This window comes from Serratia sp. CY83965 (assembly GCF_052166375.1).
Lineage (GTDB): Bacteria > Pseudomonadota > Gammaproteobacteria > Enterobacterales > Enterobacteriaceae > Serratia > Serratia marcescens.
Map to the genome: position 1 here is coordinate 69584 of NZ_JBJNOV010000004.1, position 21612 is coordinate 91195.

24 protein-coding genes are annotated in these 21612 nt (G+C 47.9%); 16 read left to right on the forward strand and 8 right to left on the reverse strand.

Annotation, left to right across the window (positions count from 1 at the left end; all coding sequences use genetic code 11):
• Positions 1 to 8: 8 nt before the first annotated feature.
• From ACJ8PL_RS11155 to ACJ8PL_RS11170, 4 genes are read right to left on the reverse strand one after another with little or no spacing between them, the layout of a single operon-like run.
• Positions 9 to 890, reverse strand: a complete 882-nt coding sequence (locus ACJ8PL_RS11155) for a polysaccharide deacetylase family protein (RefSeq protein WP_015689823.1) — start codon at positions 888 to 890, stop codon at positions 9 to 11.
• 43 nt (positions 891 to 933) lie between these two features.
• Complete coding sequence (locus ACJ8PL_RS11160) at positions 934 to 1665, reverse strand: HAD family hydrolase (RefSeq protein ID WP_024359928.1); 732 nt, start codon at positions 1663 to 1665, stop codon at positions 934 to 936.
• A 4-nt stretch (positions 1666 to 1669) separates the two neighbouring features.
• Positions 1670 to 2245: a DJ-1/PfpI family protein gene (locus ACJ8PL_RS11165; protein WP_094898025.1), complete on the reverse strand. Its 576-nt coding sequence runs from the start codon at positions 2243 to 2245 to the stop codon at positions 1670 to 1672.
• A 21-nt stretch (positions 2246 to 2266) separates the two neighbouring features.
• Complete coding sequence (locus ACJ8PL_RS11170) at positions 2267 to 2986, reverse strand: cupin domain-containing protein (protein ID WP_024359926.1); 720 nt, start codon at positions 2984 to 2986, stop codon at positions 2267 to 2269.
• A 460-nt stretch (positions 2987 to 3446) separates the two neighbouring features.
• On the opposite strand from ACJ8PL_RS11170, the gene ACJ8PL_RS11175 reads away from it, so the two are divergent.
• The 3 genes from ACJ8PL_RS11175 to ACJ8PL_RS11185 all read left to right on the forward strand — a co-directional run bounded on the left by ACJ8PL_RS11175 (position 3447) and on the right by ACJ8PL_RS11185 (position 5115).
• Entirely contained in the window at positions 3447 to 4004 is a 558-nt protein-coding gene (locus ACJ8PL_RS11175) for an OsmC family protein (RefSeq protein WP_048284453.1), read from the forward strand.
• 183 nt (positions 4005 to 4187) lie between these two features.
• Entirely contained in the window at positions 4188 to 4757 is a 570-nt protein-coding gene (locus tag ACJ8PL_RS11180; protein ID WP_094898027.1) for a TetR/AcrR family transcriptional regulator, read from the forward strand.
• A 16-nt stretch (positions 4758 to 4773) separates the two neighbouring features.
• Positions 4774 to 5115 (forward strand): carboxymuconolactone decarboxylase family protein, encoded by a 342-nt coding sequence (locus ACJ8PL_RS11185; protein WP_032693558.1) that lies wholly within the window; start codon positions 4774 to 4776, stop codon positions 5113 to 5115.
• Positions 5116 to 5242: 127 nt separating this feature from the next.
• Here the strand turns inward: ACJ8PL_RS11185 and ACJ8PL_RS11190 are convergent, their stop codons facing one another.
• Positions 5243 to 6145, reverse strand: coding sequence for a LysR substrate-binding domain-containing protein (locus tag ACJ8PL_RS11190; protein ID WP_032693559.1), 903 nt, complete (start codon positions 6143 to 6145; stop codon positions 5243 to 5245).
• Positions 6146 to 6287: 142 nt separating this feature from the next.
• On the opposite strand from ACJ8PL_RS11190, the gene ACJ8PL_RS11195 reads away from it, so the two are divergent.
• On the forward strand, positions 6288 to 7607 hold the full coding sequence (locus ACJ8PL_RS11195; RefSeq protein WP_270221634.1) for a 6-phospho-beta-glucosidase: 1320 nt from the start codon (positions 6288 to 6290) through the stop codon (positions 7605 to 7607).
• A gap of 121 nt (positions 7608 to 7728) precedes the next feature.
• On the opposite strand, the gene ACJ8PL_RS11200 is transcribed toward ACJ8PL_RS11195, so the two are convergent.
• Entirely contained in the window at positions 7729 to 8058 is a 330-nt protein-coding gene (locus tag ACJ8PL_RS11200; RefSeq protein WP_094898028.1) for a thioredoxin family protein, read from the reverse strand.
• 291 nt (positions 8059 to 8349) lie between these two features.
• Here ACJ8PL_RS11200 and ACJ8PL_RS11205 point away from each other — a divergent pair, with 291 nt between their 5' ends.
• Complete coding sequence (locus ACJ8PL_RS11205) at positions 8350 to 9192, forward strand: helix-turn-helix transcriptional regulator (protein ID WP_142471411.1); 843 nt, start codon at positions 8350 to 8352, stop codon at positions 9190 to 9192.
• On the opposite strand, the gene ACJ8PL_RS11210 is transcribed toward ACJ8PL_RS11205, so the two are convergent.
• Positions 9176 to 9739 (reverse strand): YbhB/YbcL family Raf kinase inhibitor-like protein, encoded by a 564-nt coding sequence (locus tag ACJ8PL_RS11210; RefSeq protein ID WP_015697016.1) that lies wholly within the window; start codon positions 9737 to 9739, stop codon positions 9176 to 9178. The two genes, ACJ8PL_RS11205 and ACJ8PL_RS11210, sit on opposite strands and share 17 nt — an antisense overlap.
• A gap of 368 nt (positions 9740 to 10107) precedes the next feature.
• Here ACJ8PL_RS11210 and ACJ8PL_RS11215 point away from each other — a divergent pair, with 368 nt between their 5' ends.
• The 4 genes from ACJ8PL_RS11215 to ACJ8PL_RS11230 all read left to right on the forward strand — a co-directional run bounded on the left by ACJ8PL_RS11215 (position 10108) and on the right by ACJ8PL_RS11230 (position 13673).
• Entirely contained in the window at positions 10108 to 11214 is a 1107-nt protein-coding gene (locus ACJ8PL_RS11215; RefSeq protein WP_049264864.1) for an alkene reductase, read from the forward strand.
• Between the two features lie 81 nt (positions 11215 to 11295).
• Positions 11296 to 11997 (forward strand): DsbA family oxidoreductase, encoded by a 702-nt coding sequence (locus ACJ8PL_RS11220; protein ID WP_142471388.1) that lies wholly within the window; start codon positions 11296 to 11298, stop codon positions 11995 to 11997.
• Positions 11998 to 12059: 62 nt separating this feature from the next.
• Positions 12060 to 12833 carry an SDR family NAD(P)-dependent oxidoreductase gene (locus ACJ8PL_RS11225; protein WP_015697019.1) on the forward strand — a complete coding sequence of 258 codons (774 nt, stop codon included), beginning with the start codon at positions 12060 to 12062 and terminating at the stop codon, positions 12831 to 12833.
• A gap of 87 nt (positions 12834 to 12920) precedes the next feature.
• The gene (locus ACJ8PL_RS11230; protein ID WP_049264868.1) at positions 12921 to 13673 is read left to right on the forward strand and encodes an alpha/beta hydrolase family protein; all 753 of its coding nucleotides are present in this window, start codon (positions 12921 to 12923) and stop codon (positions 13671 to 13673) included.
• A 243-nt stretch (positions 13674 to 13916) separates the two neighbouring features.
• Here the strand turns inward: ACJ8PL_RS11230 and ACJ8PL_RS11235 are convergent, their stop codons facing one another.
• On the reverse strand, positions 13917 to 14411 hold the full coding sequence (locus tag ACJ8PL_RS11235) for a thioredoxin family protein (RefSeq protein ID WP_049264871.1): 495 nt from the start codon (positions 14409 to 14411) through the stop codon (positions 13917 to 13919).
• Between the two features lie 185 nt (positions 14412 to 14596).
• On the opposite strand from ACJ8PL_RS11235, the gene ACJ8PL_RS11240 reads away from it, so the two are divergent.
• The 7 genes from ACJ8PL_RS11240 (at position 14597) to gatA (ending at position 21609) form a co-directional block, all read left to right on the forward strand.
• Positions 14597 to 15445 carry a DMT family transporter gene (locus ACJ8PL_RS11240; RefSeq protein WP_049264873.1) on the forward strand — a complete coding sequence of 283 codons (849 nt, stop codon included), beginning with the start codon at positions 14597 to 14599 and terminating at the stop codon, positions 15443 to 15445.
• 130 nt (positions 15446 to 15575) lie between these two features.
• On the forward strand, positions 15576 to 16799 hold the full coding sequence (locus ACJ8PL_RS11245) for a MalY/PatB family protein (protein ID WP_064367713.1): 1224 nt from the start codon (positions 15576 to 15578) through the stop codon (positions 16797 to 16799).
• A gap of 34 nt (positions 16800 to 16833) precedes the next feature.
• Positions 16834 to 18186, forward strand: coding sequence for a glutathione-disulfide reductase (gene gorA / locus ACJ8PL_RS11250; RefSeq protein WP_142471387.1), 1353 nt, complete (start codon positions 16834 to 16836; stop codon positions 18184 to 18186).
• 90 nt (positions 18187 to 18276) lie between these two features.
• Positions 18277 to 19038: a thiol:disulfide interchange protein DsbG gene (dsbG, locus tag ACJ8PL_RS11255; protein WP_032693652.1), complete on the forward strand. Its 762-nt coding sequence runs from the start codon at positions 18277 to 18279 to the stop codon at positions 19036 to 19038.
• Positions 19039 to 19262: 224 nt separating this feature from the next.
• A complete protein-coding gene (locus ACJ8PL_RS11260) occupies positions 19263 to 19574 on the forward strand; it encodes a hypothetical protein (protein ID WP_071825604.1) in 312 nt (103 codons plus the stop codon).
• A gap of 197 nt (positions 19575 to 19771) precedes the next feature.
• Entirely contained in the window at positions 19772 to 20740 is a 969-nt protein-coding gene (locus tag ACJ8PL_RS11265) for a sugar-binding transcriptional regulator (protein WP_015697025.1), read from the forward strand.
• A gap of 419 nt (positions 20741 to 21159) precedes the next feature.
• On the forward strand, positions 21160 to 21609 hold the full coding sequence (gatA, locus tag ACJ8PL_RS11270) for a PTS galactitol transporter subunit IIA (RefSeq protein WP_047611334.1): 450 nt from the start codon (positions 21160 to 21162) through the stop codon (positions 21607 to 21609).
• Positions 21610 to 21612 lie beyond the last annotated feature (3 nt).

Below are 21612 nucleotides of genomic sequence, written 5' to 3' on the forward strand. Positions count from 1 at the left end.
CCGTGTCATTATTTTATCCGTGGAGATCGCTTGGCAAAGTCATCTGCAATGTCATTCAATTTTAGGAATTTCACCCCTGGATGACCAAGCATATGAGTTAAGAGGCGTTCGAGCATCATTAACACGTGCGGGCGTCCAGATACGTCCGGGTGAATCGTAAAAGTAAAGATCGCATATTCATGCTCACGGTAGACCCAATCAAATTGATCTCTCCACAACTGTTCGATGTCCCTGGGATTCATGAAACCTTGGCTGTTGGGTTTTGTTTTCATGAACATGAAAGGAGGAATATCGTCGATTGTCCAACTGGCGGGTAATTCAATAAGGTCCGTCTCTTCTCCGCGTACCAGCGGTTTCATCCATTCGGTCGGTGTCTTGGAATAATCTATCTTGGTCCAGGAATCACCTTTCCTGACATAATAAGGCTGATGATCATGATGCATTAGTGAATGGTCATATTTGATGCCATTTTCTAATAGAAGATCTGTGGTTACAGGAGAAAATTCCCACCATGGAGCGACATACCCAGTAGGTCTCTTCCCTGTTAATTTTGTGACCATGTCAATGCCTTTTAGAAGGACTTCTCTTTCTTGGTCAGGCGACATAGATATTGGGTTTTCATGACTGTAATTATGAACCCCTACCTCATGTCCAGCATTGACAACTGCTTCCATTTGCCGAGGAAAGGTTTCGATGGAATGACCAGGCATAAACCAGGTGGTGGGGATATTAAACTGGTCAAATAGATTCAGAAGACGTGGAGTACCTACTTCGCCAGCGAACATACCGCGAGATATATCGCTTGGAGAATCTTCTCCCCCATAAGAAGATAGCCAGCCTGCAACGGCATCTACACCCACTCCAAAACCACATAGTATTTCTTTCGCCATGAGTTATTACTCCTCATACAGAAAAAATTGAAATAATATTGCGTTAAGAGGGTTTCTTGACTAATTTCAAGAGATCCTCGGTATCTAATTCATTAATTCCTTTTTGAAGTGCCATTAATTTATGCTCAGGGATGTTGTATCCCCAATTAGCCCAAAATGATTGAATGCCATGATCTAATGCATCAATAACATTTTGGATATTATCATCAATAAATAGAATATCCTCGTTTTTATCGAAGGCTATTGATTTTAGCAAGGTAAGAGTCTTGTTTTTGTCAGTCATCCTCCCATATATTTTATTCGCGGGTATGTTTAAACCATATTTACTTAGAATGTATAATATAGACTCTTCATCCTTTCCTGATACAATATAGATATCATTAGCTGTTTCAAATAAATTTGAAACATCCAATAGCGGACGGTGTAGTTCAGCCCAAAAATCAGGGTAGAGACTTCTTGCCAGCTTCCTATAATGGATGAACTTATCCCTGAATATTTTCTTATCTTCAGTTGGAATTGATTCATATATAGCAGTGAATCTGTCATTATCTATAGCTTCATTACCAAATTCAGTGAATGAGGCAATAAAGTGACCGTCATGGCGTACAAAATTCCTTAATTTCCTGAATCGTTTAGCCATCAGGCGTGGGATGTTTTGAAGTACATCTTGGTTAAAATCACTGAGAGGTCTGTCATGTAATACATTCCATGTAATTAGCATGCATTCGTCTACTCCATCAACCACGACCCCGTCGAAATCCATTGCTATTAACATCGAATTATACCACCAGCGGTTCTTTAAGAGTTTCGCCGCGCTTCCATCTATCTATTGCATCGAATGTCTGACGCATAAATTTTCCACATTCAGCATAATAGGAGCAAGTTATGATATTCCCGTCGACAACTACATCTGCTTCAATTACATTGGCGCCGGAATTAATCATATCGTCTTTCAGACCAACATAAGCGCAGGTGAGTTTGTCTCTTAGAATACCGGCAGAAATCATAATCCAGGGACCATGGCAGAGCCCAGCCACAACTTTCCCCTGTATTACCATCTGCTTTAGAAAATCTTTAACTCTCTGATCTTGGCGAACTCTATCAGGCGCTTCATGACCGCCAGTGAGAATAACAGCATCAAAATCAGTGGCGTTGAGTTGATCAAAATTAATATTGTCTTTGGATCTTTTATCCATAGGAACAGTGATGCCATATTTCCCTGTCACTGCACTTCCATCCTTTGTTGCAATAGATATATCGTATCCTTCCTCTTTAGAACGATAGTAAGTATAAACTACATCGTGATCCTGAAAACCTGGACCAGTGATTATCACTACTCGTGTCGGATTAGACATGTTATTTTCCTTCTTATTGCGTTACGGGACGTTAATTAAAAATACATTCTGACCACAGTACATTTCTGAGATGGCATCTTTAGCTCGTAGGATATGAATCTTTCCCATTAGATGGCTTTTTACATCTAATGAAATAAAAATAAAATCATCCTCGTCATTCAACATTTTTCTATCAAGATTTTTGACGGAAAAGTATGCTAATTTGTGTAGGTCATGTTCTCTGATCAATGTGCCTGCAGCTATCTGTTGCAAAGGAGGTAAAAGATCATGTTCCTGTGATTTCTTTTCATATGCCATATTTTGCCGGCCATAATTATCTTTAAGTCTGAGTAAGTCGAATTTGTTTCTTGGATTTTCAACTTCGATTAATTCGATGCCTGATTTTCCCGAAATAGTCTGATGGAATACACCTTTTGCAATATATATGCTGTCCCCAGATTTTAACGCCTGATGTGTACCATCAAGAAATCTGGTCTCGCCATCACCATGTAGGCATATAAGGACGGTGTCTTTGAGTATATGACAATGCATTGAAGTGGATTGATTCTTTGATATATGAAGGCGCCATACATCAAAAATAGAATCACAATAAACTCTATACTCATATCCCCATGGTTTTTCTATGAATCCATTGAGATGTAAGTCTTTCTCAAATGACTCACCATTATTTGAAGTTGAAAGTAGGATTTTGTTTATTTCAAGCAAGTCATATACATTTGGAGTCCGGTTGTGGATTTCCATATGGTCGCTCCCCCGCTAATTGAATTGCTGAATGTTGATTTCACTTCGGTCAATCGTTCTGTGATTTCAGTCTATAACGGTTATTTAGTACGAGAGAAATAACTTTTATGATGATTGCCTATATTGTTTCTTTTGATCAGTCCTTCATACTCAATAATTACTGAAAACTATGCTTCTATACTTGGGTACTGTTAAAGATGCATAGATTCTATGCCGTCAGGAGGTCATAGCTCACAAGCGATTAAGATGCTTAGCAAGATGCCGAACTCGGACGTCAGCACGATACATCGCATAATGTAGATATCGCAGCGTTTACGTCCCTGTTTGTAGCTCTATCTTAAGAAGTTGCCCCCATAGTGGTAGACAACACCTCAATCTTAAAGTAATCTACCATCTAGTAGGTTGATTGCGTTTGGCACCAACCTTATCTTTGAGATCACTCGACACTTCAGGAGTTGTCATGACTAATTCAAAAAAACCTTTTGCTGACGCTAATGTTATTCGCGGTACACGAGAAGCTATTCGCCAGCAGCCAGAGCTGGGCAATCTCACCTTTAACATGAAGAGTAAATCCAACGGTGGGGTATCCGTCCGTGTGGAAACTCATGCGACTATCCAGAACGGCCAGGTTGATACCAGTCGCGCCGGAAAATTTGCTAATGTTGGCGATGAACCTGCTGATTTATCGGGTACTGATAGCGGTATGGGCCCAGCTGAGTACATTTTGCAGGCACTTGCCGGCTGTTATACCGCGACTCTGACTGTGATGGCGGCAGAAAAGGGCATTGAGCTTGATGGTATTGAACTTGACCTGAACTTCGACATTAATCTGAACGGTTTCCTGGGTCTTGACGAAAAAGTTCGCAACGGGGCGAAAGCGATCCGTGTTGGCGTTAAGCTCTCCAGTCCGACCGCCAGCCGTGAACAGCTTGAAGAAATGGTTCGTGCACTGCCAGAAAGCTCGCCGATCCACGATACGTTGGCGAACCCGGTCAATATTGATACTCGGTTGGTGTAGGTAAAGCTCAGAGAGGGAAATGACTGAACACTGTCATTTCCCTACTGCCTGATGGCTATTAACTCCGACCAAAACGCGTTATCAGAGAAGGTTAAATTACTGTTGTGAACTGATGTCCCCTTGCAGGGAACAACAGGCGCAGATAATATCTACCAACTAGTAGATTATAATTGTGAGGATTATATGTCAGTCATGACACGAGAAAGGCTTCTGAATGAAGCGGACCATCTGATGCGCGAACGGGGTTACTCTGCATTCAGCTATGCTGATTTGTCAAAGAGCATTGGTATCACTAAGGCCAGTATTCATCACCACTTCCCAACCAAAGATGTTTTGGGCGAACAAGTGGTGATTCAGGCCCATACCGATACCAAAAACCGATTTGAACAGATTGAAGCGACGGAGAATACGGTTGCGCAGATGCTTACCGCCTACGTGGAGCTTTTCATCGAAAGCTATCGCACGTCGCGTATGCCGCTGTGCTGTGCTTTGTCTTCGGAAATGGCCAATCTGCCACCGAATATCAGAGTTCGGGCGACCGAATATTTCGATATGCAGATTGCCTGGCTGACCAGGATTGTCAGCCGTGGCGTTGATGCAGGGGAGCTGACTGCTGACCTGCTGCCATCAAAAATGGCTCTGCTTATTTTGAATTTATGCGAGGGCGCCAGCGTTGTTTCCCGGGCGATTAATAAGCCTGAGCTTTTCAACGATACGCTTGAACAGATCCTAATGATTGTTAAAAGAAAATAATTCTGGAGATGACCCCATGTTAGATTGGAATGAATACCGCTCAGAAGTGATGCAACGTGTTGGTGATCTGGGTAAGTTGACCCCGGAAACACTAAAAGGCGTCATGGCTTTGGGCAACGCCGGCAATAAGACCAACCTCCTGGGCGCGAAAGTGCGTGAACTGATTGCACTGGCTTGTGCGGTGACGACTCGCTGTGATGGTTGCATCGCCGTCCATGCCGAAGCTGCCGTTAAAGCTGGCGCCACAGAAGAAGAAATTGCTGAAGCCCTGGGTGTGGCAATCAACCTAAATGCAGGCGCTGCCGTTGTCTATTCCGCACGTACGCTGGATGCGATTAAGCAACTGAAAGCGCAATAGTTATCGCGTTGAAAATATAAAAGGGCATGACTGCCCTTTTTTCACTTCTGACATACATTTTCATCATGCTCTCTGGCATTAGGTCTGATATGGCTTACATTGCCCTTTATCAGAACGAAAACAGACTTTATTCCTCGTTAAACACATTTCTTACCCATTCGGCCAAAGCCTGAACGCCCGGTCGGTTAAGGTTTTCTCGTGGCATAATGAGGTCATATCCTCGCCCGGCGGGTATTTCTATTTCAAAAGGGGCAATCAGTCGGCCCTCATCGAGGTAATGTCGAATGAGTCGTTTTCTGCCCATGATGATACCGCCGCCATTGAGTGCCGCTTCAATAGACATCTGACAATTGTTGAAGCTCAAAAAATTATCTTCAACAGGCAGGTTTTTGCCAGACTCCCTGCACCATTCTCGCCATTCGGAAAAAACATTCTGGGAGTCAACGGATTCAGACGTATGAATGAATGGGACTTCAGCTAACCAATGGTTTGCTTGCCTGATTTTTTTTGCAAGAGATGGAATACAGACGGGAACCAGCGTCTCTTCAGATAACCGTTCGCAGTAGAGATCGGGGTATTTCAGATTACTGTAGTATATAGCGACATCTACTCGTTCGAGATTAAAATCTACCAGACCGGCTCTCACTCTGAAATTGATATTCAGCCCCGGCCACCGTTCGGTAAATACCGGTAAGCGCGGCATCAGCCAGAGAAAAGCGAAGGTAGGTGGAAGGCCGACAGACAAGGTTCCTCTCAGCCCCTGCACGCGAATATCTTCTATTTCATCACTGATGCGTTTAAGTGAAAACGCGAGTACGCCAAGTAAACGCTCCCCTTCATCGGTCAACTGAAGCTTTCTGGTCATTCTAATAAACAGTCTGAATCCGAGCATGGATTCAAGAGAACGAATGCGTTGGCTAACGGCCCCTTGCGTCAGATTGAGAGTAGTCGCCGCCTTAGTAAAGCTCATATGCAGTGCTGCCGTTTCAAACGTATGCAATAGTGCCAGTATGTTCTGTTGAGCGAGCATTCATCATTTTCCTTCTTAATTTTCTCTTATGCATTATTTACAGTAATGCATACCCCGGAATTGATCGTTTGTCCACTAAGCCCCTTGTCCTCTTTAATTGGCCCAACAGACGTCCTGACAACAACGATGAGGGGAATATCTAATGAAGGGTCTTAAGTTAGTGGTTATTGGAGCGGGTTCAAGCTACACACCTGAACTGATGGAAGGCATTCTCAAGCGTCAAAATGAATTTCCGATCCGCGAGTTATGGCTGGTTGATATTGAGGATGGCCGTGAAAAAATGGCGATTATCGCGGGCCTCACCCGACGGATGCTGGAAAAAAATGGGCTGGATATACCGGTTTATGAAACCCTTGACCGCACAGAAGCACTGCTCGGTGCCGATTTTGTTTGTTCTCAGTTCAGGGCCGGCTGCCTGGACGCACGGATCAGCGACGAAAGGATATCGCTGAAATACGACATGATCGGTCAGGAGACCAATGGTCTGGGTGGATTTGCCAATGCATGCCGCACTATCCCGATTGCATTGGCTATAGCGAAAGAAATGGAACAACTGTGCCCGGATGCCTGGTTGCTGAACTTCACCAACCCGTCGGGAATGGTCACTGAAGCGATACTGAAACACAGCACAGTCAAAACCGTAGGGCTGTGCAACGTGCCTGTTATTATGCAAAAGGGTATTGCCAGTGCTTTAGGTGTCAGCGATATCAATGAATTTATCATGCAGGTCGCGGGACTTAATCACTTCATTTTTGCGCGCCATATTTATCATGAGGGTAAGGATAAGCTTCCTCAGGTCATTGAGCTGATTTCAGAGGGGAATGATCCTTTGGTGCCTAAAAATATTCCTCCTTTCAAATGGCCGGATCGGTTGTTGGCGAATATGGGAATGATACCTTGCCCCTACCTGCGTTATTACTACATGAGCGACGACATGTACCGTCAGGAGCTTGGCGAAGCACAAGGGGAAGGGACTCGTGGTGAGATCGTAAAGGAGCTCGAAAGAGAACTATTCGAAATTTATCGAAACCCGGAACTCGCCGAGAAACCGAAAGCGCTGGAAGGTCGGGGAGGGCAGTACTATTCGGATGCGGCATGTGAATTGATGAGCGCAATATATAACGACAAACGCATCATCATGCATGTCAATACGCGAAACGATGGTGCGATTGCGGGCCTGCCGGATGACTGTGCGGTTGAGGTCAGTTCAATGATCACCCGTTCTGGACCGATACCACTGAATGTCGAACCTTTCCCGGAAGATGTACTTCGTCTGATTCAACTGATGAAAAGCTTTGAGCAATTGACCATTGAGGCAGCCATCAGTGGTAATCGGTATACGGCATGGCGTGCCTTGGTTATTAATCCCCTAGTCAAAAGCGGTCAACTGCTTGAAAATGCATTGGATGAAGTGATCGAACATAACAAAGCGTTGATGCCGGCCTTCCAACGCAATAAATAACGCTAAGCAGACTGGTCGGTTATTTTATAACAAAGCGGTTATCACTCTGAACGAGGGGTAACCGCTTGCCGATGATGCATCAGACCGCTAAGAGACTTTTTTAAACATAGATAAAATGGCATCACTGCCCTTTTTTCAGCTCTGACAATGCTTGCTGATAAAACCCTGCCGATTTAACACCCGGTATACGCTGGACCAACTGCCCATCCTTGAACATCAGTACGGACGGCAGTCCCCAAATTTCATATTTGGTGGTCAGTACCGGTGCCAGATCCACATTCACTTTGCCGACTTTGACGTCGCTTTCTATCTGCTCGGCAAAATGGTTAAAAATGTCTTCGCTCATCTGACAAGGTGGGCACCAGGGGGCAGAGAAGCGCACCACCGCAACCCCTTCATGCCTCTCGATTTCTCTAAAATTATCTTCATTGTAAAGGGGTAATTCACGCATCATTCACTCCTGCAGGATGTAACTTAATAGTAATGCTACCTACTAGTTGGTAGATTTGATTAACATAAAAAGCTATCATCGATAGAAAGGTGCTTAAGCGAAGACAATGCCATGTTTTATCAAGGGCTAAGCGTCATCTTATGTGGACGGCGTGCTGAGGATTATGATATTTCACTCCATCTGAATGAGAAAACTGACGTATTGCAAAATCGGGATTACTTTATAAAAAAGCAAGCCCATCCATAAAGTGTCGGCCTACAGGGCAGGCCTATTCCTTTTCGTAAGGCGATGATGGAAAGAACATTATCCAGTCGTATTAATGTGGGGAGTACAGCGCATGTGCTGCATACGCAGCCCCTGATGATGCGCCATATCACTATAGATGAACCCACAATCATCCTGGTCCGCCATGGCAGGAAAATAATCCGCTGGGCGCAAGAGGAGATAACGCTGGAAGCGGGGGACGCGGTGGTCATCGGGGAGGGGCACTCTTTTGATATCATCAATACACCATCACCTTTAACGGGTACGTACGAAGCATCATGGCTGAGTTTTTGTGCCGATTTCGTCCAAAACTACTGCTTCATGCATGCCCCACGTATGAGCATGAACGAAGCAAATAAAATGGCAGAGCCAGGCAACAGTTTTCGCCAGGCCTTTTATCACACTGCGGAGGCCATTACAGATACTGAAAACATACCTGAAAGTATCGTGGCCAGGCGTATGGAAGAGATGCTGAGTTGGCTGGATGAATACCGAATTTTCTTCGCGCTGAAACAACATACCGGACTGGCGATAAAAATCCGCAAACTCGTTGCAGCAGACATATCACAAGACTGGAATACTGCGCAGGTGGCGGCTGAATTGGGTATGTCGGCCACCACCCTGAGACGCCATCTGCATGCCGAAAATACGTCATTCACCCATCTGGTGACTGACATTCGCATGTGCCGCGCCCTGACACTTTTGCAGGTGACCGATCTTTCAGTCACCCGCATATCCCTGGAAGTCGGCTATGAAAATCCGTCTAAGTTCGCCGCCAGATTTCGAACTCGCTTCGGATTCAACCCCAGCCTGGTCCGGGTTTCCGGCCAGGCTATCGGCAACCTGGCTGCGGTTAGCGGCCCTGCGTAATCTGAAGATGCGCTTCGCCCAGTGAGTTCGCTTTTGCCATAAAGCCGACCAGGGCGGGCGTCGAGTCCGCCGTTATTCCCGGAAGTTTGTCGACACGAAGTGCCGTCAGCGTGATCTCATAACGGTGCGTTTCACCCTTCGGCGGGCAAGGGCCGCCATAACCCGGGATACCGAAATCAGTCCGGGTCTGAAGAGCCCCTTGCGGGAGATTTTTGTTATCCGCCGTTATCCCAGCCGGTAACGAGTGAAGAGATGAGGGAATATTCACCACCTGCCAGTGGATCCAACCGAGGCCTGTCGGCGCATCCCTATCATAAATTTTGAGAGCGAAGCTTTGAGTTCCTGCCGGCGCGCCACTCCAGTTAAAAGAGGGGGCAAGGTTTCCACCACTGCACCCAAATCCATAAGGTGAACTCAGGGTCTGAGCTGCGGGGAAATGGTTTTTTTCAAGCTCATGACTTGTCAGCGTAAAACTGGCTGAAAAAGCGACCTGGCTCGACAACGCCAGGCATAATGTACTGATAACAGTAAGGTGAAGTTTGGACATTTACTCTTCTCCATCGGGGTGATTAATATCCCAATGATAAGGGGAGAGAAAGACTCCTCGCCGCCCTGAACCGGCCAGTCTTAGCTCCATAACGCCCAATAATGATATTTGTAATTCCCTGATTTCACAGGATGACGACCATCTCACCGACGGGAGCTCACCTTACACAGCATTCCCTGTGCCTGTCTCCGGTGACAAAAGGACAGCATGATTTGTTCTTTTACCTATTGACCAATCAACTAGTAGGTAGGTATAGTGCAGCCATACGCTTAACCGGCATCAGGAAGCGATCGTCAGCTCCCCGGCCCGCTAAGTATTAACTCCGGCCCCAGCGGGGCTTTTCTCACTTTCGCCTTGCGAGGTATACGATGAGTAAGTTGTTCACCCCCTACAATCTGTCAGGCATGCAGTTAAAAAACCGCGTGGTCATGGCCCCGATGACCCGCACCCGCACAATGAACGACGTGCCGGATGACGTCGTTGCACTTTACTACGCCCAGCGCGCCTCTGCGGGGCTGCTTATCACCGAAGGCATGCCTGTTTCTGAAGAAGGGCGCGGCTATCTGTATACCCCGGGGATCTACAACGCTGCACACGTTCAGGGCTGGCGCAAAGTGACCGATGCGGTACATGCGAAGGGCGGTCGTATTTTTGCTCAGTTGTGGCATGTGGGCCGGATGTCTCATACCTCAATTCAGCCGGGCAACATCGCGCCAGTTTCCGCCGGTACCGTACAAGCGGTTAACACCACCGTCTTTGCACTGACCGAGTCTGGCGAACCGGGGCCTGTCGTTCCAAGCCAGCCGCGTGCGCTGGAAACCGCAGAAGTTCGACGCGTTACCGCTGACTTTGTCCATTCAGCGCGTCTGGCAATGGAGGCCGGGTTTGACGGCGTGGAAATCATGGCGGCTAACGGCTTCATTTTCGACCAGTTCCTCAGCAGTGAACTGAACCCCCGCACTGATGAATACGGTGGCTCTGTGGAAAACCGTCAGCGGTTCCTGCTGGAAACGGTTGATGCCATCTCTGCGGCTATTGGTAGCAATAAGGTGGGCTTGCGCATTTCACCGTTCGGGCGGATTTACGACCTGGCGCCTTATGAAGGTGAAGAAGAGATTTGGGCAAGTATCGCTGCGGCCCTCGGCCAACGTGAGCTGGCTTATGTGCACCTCTATTATCAACCTGTTTATACCCAGGCACCGGTACCTGCCGGTTTCAAAGCCGCGTTCCGTAAAACCCTGAGGGGCACCGTTATTGCCGCCGGCGGTTTCACCCGCGAGATTGCCGAAACCGCACTTGAGGCAGACGAACTGGATCTTGTTGCGTTTGGCGTGCCGTACATCGCCAACCCTGATCTGGTCGAAAGAATGCAGAACGGCTGGCCGCTGGCTGAAAGCGATCGCACGACGTATTACGGCGTGACGGGGTCGCCGGAAAAAGGCTACACCGATTATCCCGCCTGGGAAGCCAACTAACGCCACGTAGCTGGTGGTATTTGCGGTGCCCACATAAAGAGGCACCGCCAGACGACATTAATGGGGTATTCAGGAGCCAATATGCAAACCCTTAAGCCGATTATTACGATAGATATCTGGTCAGATCTGGTCTGCCCCTGGTGTTGGATTGCCAAAAAGCGTTTCGAACAGGGCCTTGCCGCCTTTGAACACAAGGAGCAGGTCGTGGTCCGCCACCACAGTTTCCGTATTTCCGGCGACCGGCCTGCCGTGCCGTTCCGCAAAGCCCTTTACAAGAAGTTTGGCGGGGAACATGGGGCGGAACTGATGATGAATCAGGTGGGCACGGCCGGGAAGGCAGAAGGGCTCCAGTATAACTTTGACACCATGCTCTTTGGCGATACCGAAGATGCCCATACGCTGCTCGCGGCTGCACGTCACGCCAATATGGGCGACGCCATGGCAGAACGGTTTTATCGGGCCAGTGTGACTGAGGGGCGTTCCATTTTCGATCCGCAGGAGCTCATTGCGTTAGCTACAGAAGTGGGCATGTCCAGAGCCGACGCTGAAAGTGCCCTTGCCAATGAGGCCTTCCGTGCATCGGTGGCTGAAGATGAAGCCCATGCCCGGTCGATCGGGGTCAGCGGTGTCCCGCTGTTCCTGCTCAATGAAAAATATGCCATCAGCGGCGCGCAATCTGCGGACAACTTCCTGAACGCGTTGAAGCAAGTCTGGGAAGAAAAAGCGGCTGAATTGGCAAAAAACGACGGCCAGACCTGCGGCGCTGACGGTTGCAGCATCTGAAACCTGAACGAGCCGGCTGCATGACTGCCGGCAAATCTACCCTGCAAATAACGGAGTTCAAAATGAGCGATGACTTTAAAGGCAAAAAACTGCTTGTCGTGGGTGGCACCAGCGGCATGGGTCTGGAAACGGCGCGTATGGTGCTGAAAGCCGGTGGCAGCGTGGTACTGACGGGCAATAAAAAAGACAAGGCAGAAGCGGTTCAGAAAGAGCTGAGCCCACTGGGTTCCGTGTCCGTGATTGCGGCAAACCTGATGACCGAAGAGGGCATGAACGCCATTCGTCAGGAGATTAATGCTAATCATCGCGATATTAGCCTGATGGTCAATGCGGCCGGGATCTTCATGCCGAAAGGCTTTACCGAGCATTTGGAAGCCGATTACGACATGTACCTGATGTTGAACCGGGCAACCTTCTTCATCACACAGGACGTGGTGAAGAACATGCTGGCCGACGGCCGTGAAGGGGCGATTGTGAACGTGGGCTCCATTGGCGCGCAAGCCGCACTCGGCGACTCACCGGCTTCCGCGTACTCCATGGCCAAAGCCGGTCTCCACGCCTTGACACGCAACCTGGCCATTGAGCTGGCCAGTGCGGGTATCCGCGTGAACGCGGTCTCGCCAGGGATCGTGCATACCCCGATTTATGAAGGCTTCATGGCGAAAGAAGACATTGCCGGCGCAATGCAATCGCTGAACGCTTTCCATCCGCTGGGGCGTGTCGGCACGCCGGAAGATGTGGCCAATACCATCTTCTTCCTGTTGTCCGACAAAGCCTCCTGGGTGACTGGCGCAATCTGGGATGTCGATGCCGGTATCATGGCCGTTCGCAGATAAGCTCGTCGTAACCTCGCAAAGCCGCCCCATGATGGGGCGGCTGATAGGTATCTTGCTTGTAATTCAACCATTCTGAAAGTTAACATAATGAAAAAATTGAAATTTACCTTCAAAAATGCAGAAGGTGAGGAACTTGCCGGGTTGCTTGAATTGCCAGAAAATCCAAAAGCCTTTGCCCTGTTGGCGCACTGCTTTACCTGCGGGAAGGATCTGAAAGGTGCTGCACGCATTGCCAGGAAACTGACAGAAAATTCAATTGCGGTGCTTCGCTTTGATTTCACGGGGTTAGGCAACAGCGAAGGCGATTTTTCCAATACTAATTTTTCCTCGAATATTTCTGACCTGCTGTGCGCGGTCGATTATCTTCGTCGGGAATACGAGGCTCCTTCGCTGCTGATTGGTCACAGCCTTGGCGGTTCGGCAATCCTCTCTATTGCAGGCAAAGTGCCTGAGGCCAGAGCGGTCGTAACCATAGGTTCGCCAGGCGAATTGACGCATGTACAGCGGTTGTTCAAAGACAATATCGAAGATATTAGGAACCATGGCGCTTTCCCGGTAGAGCTTGCAGGCCGGGTATTCACGCTCAAAAAGCAAATGCTGGATAACATTCAGGAGCATAAAATAGCGGAAAAGGTATTTACCATGAATAAGCCGCTGCTGATTTTTCATGCTCCCAATGATGATACCGTGCTGATTGAACAGGCAGAGAAAATTTTTAAAGCCGCCAGACACCCGAAAAGCTTTATCTCACTGGGTGAAGCAGATCATCTTCTGACGCATCCTCAGGATGCGGAATATGTTGCCGGGATTATCGTTGCCTGGAGTTCTGCTTACATTTAGAGGGAGTGTAAAGCTTCGCGAAGCTGCTGGTGATGTCGTTGGCCACTGAATAAACGGGCGTAGCATTTTGATTGACATACAAAACTGCGTAGCATGCTTTCTTTACGCGAAAAAAGCCCTGCTTAGATGCAGGGCTAAGGGCATTGTTGCTATGGTTTATTTTTATTATTTCCCTGGCATTGCTCAACTTCCAGGTTTATTACCTTCAAGTTGAGATTCAATTAATTTAACTTTAACGCTCTCTTATTTTCCTGGAAAAATTGAAGTCACTTCGCGGGCGGTATCGACCAGAAGCTCACCGTTTTTGTACCTCTCGCTCACTTCTCCATTGTTGCCGGTAGCATTTTCAGGTCGTTCAATAAACTGCCCCAGCGGAGTCGCGTTCTCATCCAGTACCACGGCAAACGGAATTTTGACTTTATCGACACCAAAGTGTGCCTTAAAGACGGCTTCAGCCTTGTTGCGGGTGATAATACCCAGACGTATTGCCGGCGCTGACGCGGCAATGGCATGGATTACAGGCAAGTTTTTATGGCAGTCGGGGCACCACATTTCAGCAGCTACCAGAATGCTGTACGAACCCGGAAGTTGCGAGAGCTTACTAATGACATCGTCAGGTAATGCCTCGTTGGCAAGCCCCTCAAAATGCCGCAATGCGTTGCGGTCTTCTTCTGCTCCGCTGCCAACAAATTCGTTATAATCTGATGCTGCTTCGAGCAGTACGTTGAAATCTTGCATATGTTCTCCTTTGTTAGTAACAGGTCTACGGCTTCACATAAATCTGGCAATGATAAAGGCCAATGCTCCAGGCATGACCTGAAAAGGCGTACCATTTTAGTCTGGCTGCCATAAGTAGATATTGCCATCCTACCTACTAATTGATAGATTACCACGTAATTTATTAATTTTGAGGCGTCACGCTGATGGGGCGGTCTGTTGGATTCAAGATAGTGATAGCAATGATGGCATTCGCAGCCAATTCTGTGCTCTGTCGGATTGCGTTGAAAGGCGAACATATTGACCCGGTGACGTTCAGTGACCTTCGCCTGATGAGCGGGGCGGTGGTCTTGTTACCACTGTTGTTGAGACGTGAGGGGAAAAAGCAGGGCGTCTGGAGCTTGAAAAGCGGGTTCTTTCTTATGACCTACGCCCTGTGTTTCTCCCTTGCCTATATCCATTTGGATACAGGAACAGGTGCTTTGCTCTTGTTTGGCGTTGTGCAACTGGCGATGGTGGCTCATGGCCTTTTCCATGGGGAAAGGCTGTCTTTTTCCAGAGCAACGGGGCTTGGGCTGGCTGTAGCCGGCATGGCTGCTCTTCTCTTACCTGGTGCCAAAGCGCCCCCCTTGGGCAGCGCTGTTCTGATGGCGCTTTCAGGCCTTGCCTGGGCGGCTTATACCCTTTGCGGAAAGCGCTCTCCCAGCGCAGCGCAGGCCACTGCGGCAAATTTCATCCTTGCTGTACCTTTTGCCCTGGTGTTGTCGCCGTTCATTAGCCAGGGAGCGCACTTCGACGGTATCGGAATTGTCCTGGCAATACTCTCTGGTGCCGGTGCTTCTGCCGGAGCCTATGTACTCTGGTATTCACTTTTACCTCGTCTTGAGTCTGTTGCAGCCAGTACGGTTCAGTTGAGTGTGCCCTGTCTGGCGATGCTGGGAGGCGTAACATTTTTGGGCGAGTCACTGAGCCTCAGAATGGCATTTTCAACGCTGGCAGTCCTTGCGGGCATTCTGTTGGTGATCAAGGCACCGGGTCAGAAAATACGACACTGATATCAACGTGCCAGTGATGACTTGATCACTCTGCAAATGGTTTTTTAGGTTTTAAAGCAAAGGAATATCTAATCGTTAGCAAAATCAGTGACGCTGTGACCTCTTTGGATAAACTAATCGGGTAACCTCTATGAAATACGATTTTGATGAAGCAGTGGACAGAGCAGGGACAGACAGCTTAACCGTCGACGGCTGGCGTGAATATATGTTTGGTGCCCATGAAGGCCCCGCGCCGGAAGTACCGGCGAATGGTTTTATAAACCTCTGGGTAGCAGATATGGCTTTTTCCACACCCGAGCCGGTGCTTGAAGCCATACGTTCCCGGTTAGATAAAAAAATTCTTGGCTACACCCGCGTTTATGACAGGGACTACTATGAGATTTTTGGGGCCTGGTGTGAAAGGCATTACGGATACCGGTTTCAGGAAGAAAGCATTGTTTTCTCCCCCGGTATTATCCCTGCGCTTAACCGATTGGTGCCGTTACTCACCCACGAAGAAGATAGCATCCTCATCCTGACCCCTTCTTACGCACCGTTTAAAAAAGCCGGGGACTATAGCGGTCGTCGCGTCGTCGATTGCCCGCTTAGAAATAACGAAGGCCACTGGGCGGTAGATTTTGAGGCAATGGAACAAGCCCTGAGCGATGACCAGCAGCGAATTAAAGCCTTCTTTCTCTGTAACCCGCATAATCCCACCGGGCGAGTTTGGCGACGTGATGAGTTGCAGAAAATGATAGCGTTATGCCTTAAACATGATGTGTGGGTTATTTCTGATGAAATCCACTGTGATTTATCCCGCTCGGGCGTCACGCATATCCCCGCCGCGTCAATTTTTCCTGAAAATCATAAAATTATCACCTGCATGTCGACCAGCAAAACGTTCAACCTGGCGGGTAACCTGCTTGCAAACATCATGATCCCTGATGCCTCAGTGAGAGCCGAATGGCTTCGCCTGCATGATGATTTTATCTCTCCGCTGAGCCTGGTGGCTAACAAGGCCGCCTGGTCCGAGTGCGATGAGTGGTTGACTCAGGTCAGGCACTACATTGACGAGAACTTCCGTTTTCTGCAGGACTACCTAGGGACATATCATCCGCTGGCCCGTTTTATCATTCCGGAAGGGACTTATCTTGCCTGGATTGATATCTCTCGTCTTGTAGATGACAGTAATCAGGAAGAAGTAACCCTCTTTTTTGCCAGACATGCGGGTGTATTGCTTGAAGGGGGGCAAATGTTTGTCAGTAACGGCGACGGGCACATCCGCCTTAATCTGGCTTGTCCACGCGCTATGCTTGCTGAGGGGCTCAACCGTATAAGCAAGGCATTGAGTGCGAGTTCTGGCGATGCTACCTGAACGATGACCGCAGCGATGCTGCCTGGAGAACAAAATGACGAAACACTATGACTATATCGCGATTGGTGGTGGTAGCGGTGGTATCGCCTCAATCAACCGTGCGGCGATGTATGGGCAGAAATGCGCTTTGATAGAAGCGCGGGAGTTGGGCGGGACTTGCGTCAATGTGGGGTGTGTACCGAAAAAAATAATGTGGCACGCTGCGCAAATCGCAGAGGCCATTCATCTTTATGGCCCAGACTATGGCTTCGATACCACATTAAACCGCCTCGACTGGACTAACTTGCTAAAAAACCGCAGTGCCTATATCGATCGTATTCATACTTCATACGAAAATGTGTTAGGTAAAAACAAGGTAGATGTCATCAAAGGTTTTGCCCGGTTTGTGGACGGACATACGGTGGAGGTCAACGGGGAAACGATTACCGCTGACCATATATTGATAGCCACCGGTGGTCGCCCTAGCCATCCCTCTATTCCGGGGGCGGAATACGGAATTGATTCAGATGGTTTTTTTGCGCTTGAGGCGCTACCGGAGCGCACTGCAGTTGTTGGTGCAGGCTACATTGCTGTTGAACTGGCAGGTGTTCTCAATGCATTGGGGTCAAAAACCCATTTGTTCGTACGTAAGCATGCGCCTTTGCGCAGTTTTGACCCGTTGCTCACAGAAACACTGGTTGAAGTCATGAACGTCGAAGGCCCAACGTTGCACACCCAAGCGATCCCCACTGCAGTGGTCAAAAACCAGGACGGCAGCCTGACACTGAAGCTGGAAGATGGTCGTGAACAAACGGTTGACTGTTTGATCTGGGCGATTGGCCGTGAGCCAGCCAATGACAAGTTGAACGTTGAGATGGCGGGTGTTGAACTCGATGAAAAAGGGTACGTCAAAGTTGATAAATATCAGAATACCAACGTGCCGGGTGTTTACGCGGTGGGTGATAATACCGGTGCGGTTGAGTTAACACCGGCAGCTGTTGCTGCGGGCCGTCGCCTTTCAGAACGCTTGTTTAACAACAAGCCGGATGAGTATCTGGATTACAACAATATCCCCACAGTCGTCTTTAGCCACCCAACAATAGGTACCGTTGGCCTGACTGAACCCCAGGCGCGTGAGGAATATGGTGATGATCAGGTGAAAGTTTATCAGTCATCTTTTACCGCCATGTACACCGGCGTGACGCGTCATCGCCAGCCATCCCGCATGAAGCTGGTATGTGTGGGGTTGGAAGAGAAAATCGTCGGTATCCACGGTATCGGTTTAGGCATGGATGAAATACTGCAAGGCTTTGCTGTTGCGCTGAAAATGGGAGCAACGAAGAGAGACTTCGACAATACCGTGGCAATTCACCCAACTGTGGCAGAAGAATTTGTCACGATGAGATAAGGGTGAGTAGTGCCATTTAGCACGTGACGGGAGGGCCGGAGGTTTGTTAAACAACGGCCCGTAATGAGTACGTATTATATTGAGATAAGAATGAACAAATACATCCTCGCGTTATCTGCTGCACTTATCGGCTCGCAGGTTCAGGCAGCAACGCCCGCAGCGCTTCCCGCACCGGTCAAGCAGTTGGAAAAACAAGGTATAGAAATAATCAAACCCTTCACGGCTCCAGGCGGGGTCCAGGGCTGGTTGGGAAAATATCAGGGAACGGGGGTGACAATTTATCTGACCCCCGATAAAAAACATGCCATATCAGGTTATATGTACGATGAGAATGGAAGTAACCTCAGCGAACAGGTCATAAAAGAGGAGATTTACATCCCTGCTGGCCGCGAGATGTGGAAAACACTGTCCAAAGCTGCCGGTATCACGGAAGGCAGTAATAATGCAAATTGCCAGATTGTCGTGTTTGCCGATCCCTTCTGTCCTTACTGTACAAAATTCAGACAGGACGTGCAGCCCTATATTAAGGACAATAAAATCGCTTTGAAAACGCAGTTAGTGGGTGTCATGCAGCCCGACAGTGGCCGTTACGCGGCTGCGATATTGTCTTCTGAAAACCCCGCGAAGGTCTGGCAGGATTTCGAGTTGTCGGGTGGCAAAAACAAGCCTGCACTTTTGGAGAAAACGCCGCAGCCGATTTTCTCGCAGATCCAATACAACCAGAAATTGATGGAAGATGTGGGGGCAAGCGGTACGCCAGCAATTTATTATCTTAACCACGCCAACATGCTTCAACAGATCGTCGGTCTGCCGGACCAGGAACAGATGGCCAATCTTATAGCGTGTAAATAGTTTCTGAGTCACTGGCTACGAAATGGGTAAATTCACACATGGAAGTGAGAATTTCATAAGTGCATCCCTTAAAATTCTATGTTTTATCTTGCACCTAAGTGGCTATCAGATCTTTTCGCTATGTGTTTTGTACTGATTTAGAATGGCGCAGCGCAAAGTGAACGGATTGAAATGTAAATCAGCTACCCTAACTAACGAAACCCGATGCAACCTGGAGAAAAGACATGAACAGAGCTCAATTGTTTTCTTATCTTTTTTTAACGGGATTTTCCGTTATAGCGTTTGCCTGTCAGGGAGGTGAAGGCGGGAAAGGCGGAACTGGAGGAAAAGGGGGATCCGTGGTAATCGGTAATCAAAACGGTGGGGCTGGTCTTAATGGAAAAAATGGAAAATCTGGGATGAATGGTTGTCCCGGTGGAACTCAGGCCGCACCCGATGGGCATTTTTATCTGCGAGGAACACATGAGCAATGTAACCCGTTTCACGCCAAAAAACAGAAATCACAGGCCACAGCGTCACTGATTGAGAGCACATAATGTAAAGCCTTGCCACCGTCTAAAAAACTCTGGTCTCTTCACCCATATCATCAGATGTGTCAGCTATCACACCGCCAAAAGATAAGACTCATTTGCTCATGTCAAAAGAGCAGGTAAAAGTGTACTCTTATGAGTAAATTGCAGGGGTAACAGTTTAACTCAGCTGATATTGTCTTTGGATGAAGATGGAATGCTCTATGCCTAAACGTATAAAAAACAGCCGCTGGTCAGGTTACGATCCCCGCTATATCTATTCTCTCGTCGTCCGACGTTACTTTGTTGAGATGAAGACCAAAACTGAGATTGCTGAAGAACTCGAGATTTCGAGATTTAAAGCGGCGCGTCTTATCGATGAGGCAATAAAGGAAGAGTATGTGAAGTTTCTCTTTCCAAAGCAGCAACTGCTTGACGAAGAGATCGCACTTAATCTCTGCGGAAAGTATGGTCTGCAGAAGGCAATCGTGCTTTCCGTGTCAGAATCCTGGTCCAATCAGGAAGAACTGAATGAGAAGCTGGGGGGTATCACTGCAAGTTATCTCAACAATAATCTCGCTGAGGGAATGAAGGTTGGTATTGCCTGGGGACGCGTTTTATCCAGCACAGTGAGTCAACTCACCAGCTTGCCTGCATTAGATGTTGTGCAGCTATCTGGCGTTCATCCGGGCATTGAATTTAGCCAGGGCCCGATCGACCTTATCCACAGACTGTCGACTATCTCTCAGGGTAAGGCACATCCTATGTATGTGCCGATGTGGGTGGATGATGAAAGCCTGGCCCAAAAACTGGCCAGTGATCCGGCTGTGGTGGATACCCAACAATATTATTCTCAGCTGGATGTTGTCATCACCGGTATTGGCGCCTGGAAAACGGGCTCATCCAGTTTGTGTGATATTTTTCCCGAGTCGTGGCAAAAAAATCTGTTTGAGAAAGATATCGCTGCGGATGTCTGCATTACTCTCGTTAACAGTAAAGGCGAGATCCTTGATAGCCCGATGAGCCGTCTTGGGTTTGGTATTTCAACCGAACAATTGCGTAACACGAAAACCGTGATTGGTGTGGCGGGGGGAGAACAGAAGTATGAAGGCATCGTCGCTTCCCTGAAGTCAGGCCTTTTAGATGTGTTAATCACTGACTTCGATACTGCGGTGAAGCTTGTCAATTCCTGATTGAAATAGATCCCGGAACATCAGCAACAGGGGCGTAGCCCGCGCCCTTGATCACCTTCCTCTCAGGCATGCATTAGGCACTGCTATCAGCCATTCAGTAAACCCTCATGACTTAGATCAGAGCATGGCCAAATCCTCTGACATAGGTCAGTTCGCATATATAAACCTTCAAAAAATCTACTATCCGTCTGATTTATAATAAAAATTTCACTTTCCCTCTCCGGTTGACTTGATTGATCTAAACGATGAATTACTCGATATTGCTCATATGAGCAATTATTTTCGTGCACTTATGCATTTATTTTGTGATCAGCTTATAACTTTTGCATGTTTTCTGTTTGCGCGGAAAATTGGCATGCTATAACTGCTCATGTGATCGATTGTGTTTGCTCTAATGAGCAAAAAGGCGAGGTGAAAAGGTGAGTACAGTCGCTATTAATGTTGCAGATGGTGCAGCATTCAAAAATTACGATGAGGTGCTGCAGCACATCCATGAAAAGCTGTATTCAGAAGGGATAGTGAAAAAGACCTATCTGGCAGCACTGCGCGAACGCGAAGCCATGTATCCAACCGGTATTTTGCTTGATGGTTATTCTGTGGCGATCCCACATTGCGACAGCAACCAGGCCAACAGCCCGTCGATTTATATTATTCGCTTACCTGAACCGGTTCAGGTTGATCAGGCTGATGGCGACGATAAATTGTGGGTCAAACTCATTATCAATTTGGTCGTTACCGATCCGGCTAATCAGCTGCAACTGCTGAAGGCCCTTTTTAGTAATCTTCAAATGGAAGACTTTTATCAAAATTTACTTGAGCTTCCTTCCGAGAAAGCGCAGGCACTTTTTATTTCCACCGTCATGCAATAAGAG

Bases quoted from the DNA above. Each gene is read 5' to 3' on its own strand.
- ACJ8PL_RS11155 (WP_015689823.1), bottom strand. From the start codon at position 890: ATGGCGAAAGAAATACTATGTGGTTTTGGAGTGGGTGTAGATGCCGTT.
- ACJ8PL_RS11160 (WP_024359928.1), bottom strand. From the start codon at position 1,665: ATGTTAATAGCAATGGATTTCGACGGGGTCGTGGTTGATGGAGTAGAC.
- ACJ8PL_RS11165 (WP_094898025.1), bottom strand. From the start codon at position 2,245: ATGTCTAATCCGACACGAGTAGTGATAATCACTGGTCCAGGTTTTCAG.
- ACJ8PL_RS11170 (WP_024359926.1), bottom strand. From the start codon at position 2,986: ATGGAAATCCACAACCGGACTCCAAATGTATATGACTTGCTTGAAATA.
- ACJ8PL_RS11175 (WP_048284453.1), top strand. From the start codon at position 3,447: ATGACTAATTCAAAAAAACCTTTTGCTGACGCTAATGTTATTCGCGGT.
- ACJ8PL_RS11180 (WP_094898027.1), top strand. From the start codon at position 4,188: ATGTCAGTCATGACACGAGAAAGGCTTCTGAATGAAGCGGACCATCTG.
- ACJ8PL_RS11185 (WP_032693558.1), top strand. From the start codon at position 4,774: ATGTTAGATTGGAATGAATACCGCTCAGAAGTGATGCAACGTGTTGGT.
- ACJ8PL_RS11190 (WP_032693559.1), bottom strand. From the start codon at position 6,145: ATGCTCGCTCAACAGAACATACTGGCACTATTGCATACGTTTGAAACG.
- ACJ8PL_RS11195 (WP_270221634.1), top strand. From the start codon at position 6,288: ATGAAGGGTCTTAAGTTAGTGGTTATTGGAGCGGGTTCAAGCTACACA.
- ACJ8PL_RS11200 (WP_094898028.1), bottom strand. From the start codon at position 8,058: ATGCGTGAATTACCCCTTTACAATGAAGATAATTTTAGAGAAATCGAG.
- ACJ8PL_RS11205 (WP_142471411.1), top strand. From the start codon at position 8,350: ATGGAAAGAACATTATCCAGTCGTATTAATGTGGGGAGTACAGCGCAT.
- ACJ8PL_RS11210 (WP_015697016.1), bottom strand. From the start codon at position 9,739: ATGTCCAAACTTCACCTTACTGTTATCAGTACATTATGCCTGGCGTTG.
- ACJ8PL_RS11215 (WP_049264864.1), top strand. From the start codon at position 10,108: ATGAGTAAGTTGTTCACCCCCTACAATCTGTCAGGCATGCAGTTAAAA.
- ACJ8PL_RS11220 (WP_142471388.1), top strand. From the start codon at position 11,296: ATGCAAACCCTTAAGCCGATTATTACGATAGATATCTGGTCAGATCTG.
- ACJ8PL_RS11225 (WP_015697019.1), top strand. From the start codon at position 12,060: ATGAGCGATGACTTTAAAGGCAAAAAACTGCTTGTCGTGGGTGGCACC.
- ACJ8PL_RS11230 (WP_049264868.1), top strand. From the start codon at position 12,921: ATGAAAAAATTGAAATTTACCTTCAAAAATGCAGAAGGTGAGGAACTT.
- ACJ8PL_RS11235 (WP_049264871.1), bottom strand. From the start codon at position 14,411: ATGCAAGATTTCAACGTACTGCTCGAAGCAGCATCAGATTATAACGAA.
- ACJ8PL_RS11240 (WP_049264873.1), top strand. From the start codon at position 14,597: ATGGGGCGGTCTGTTGGATTCAAGATAGTGATAGCAATGATGGCATTC.
- ACJ8PL_RS11245 (WP_064367713.1), top strand. From the start codon at position 15,576: ATGAAATACGATTTTGATGAAGCAGTGGACAGAGCAGGGACAGACAGC.
- gorA (WP_142471387.1), top strand. From the start codon at position 16,834: ATGACGAAACACTATGACTATATCGCGATTGGTGGTGGTAGCGGTGGT.
- dsbG (WP_032693652.1), top strand. From the start codon at position 18,277: ATGAACAAATACATCCTCGCGTTATCTGCTGCACTTATCGGCTCGCAG.
- ACJ8PL_RS11260 (WP_071825604.1), top strand. From the start codon at position 19,263: ATGAACAGAGCTCAATTGTTTTCTTATCTTTTTTTAACGGGATTTTCC.
- ACJ8PL_RS11265 (WP_015697025.1), top strand. From the start codon at position 19,772: ATGCCTAAACGTATAAAAAACAGCCGCTGGTCAGGTTACGATCCCCGC.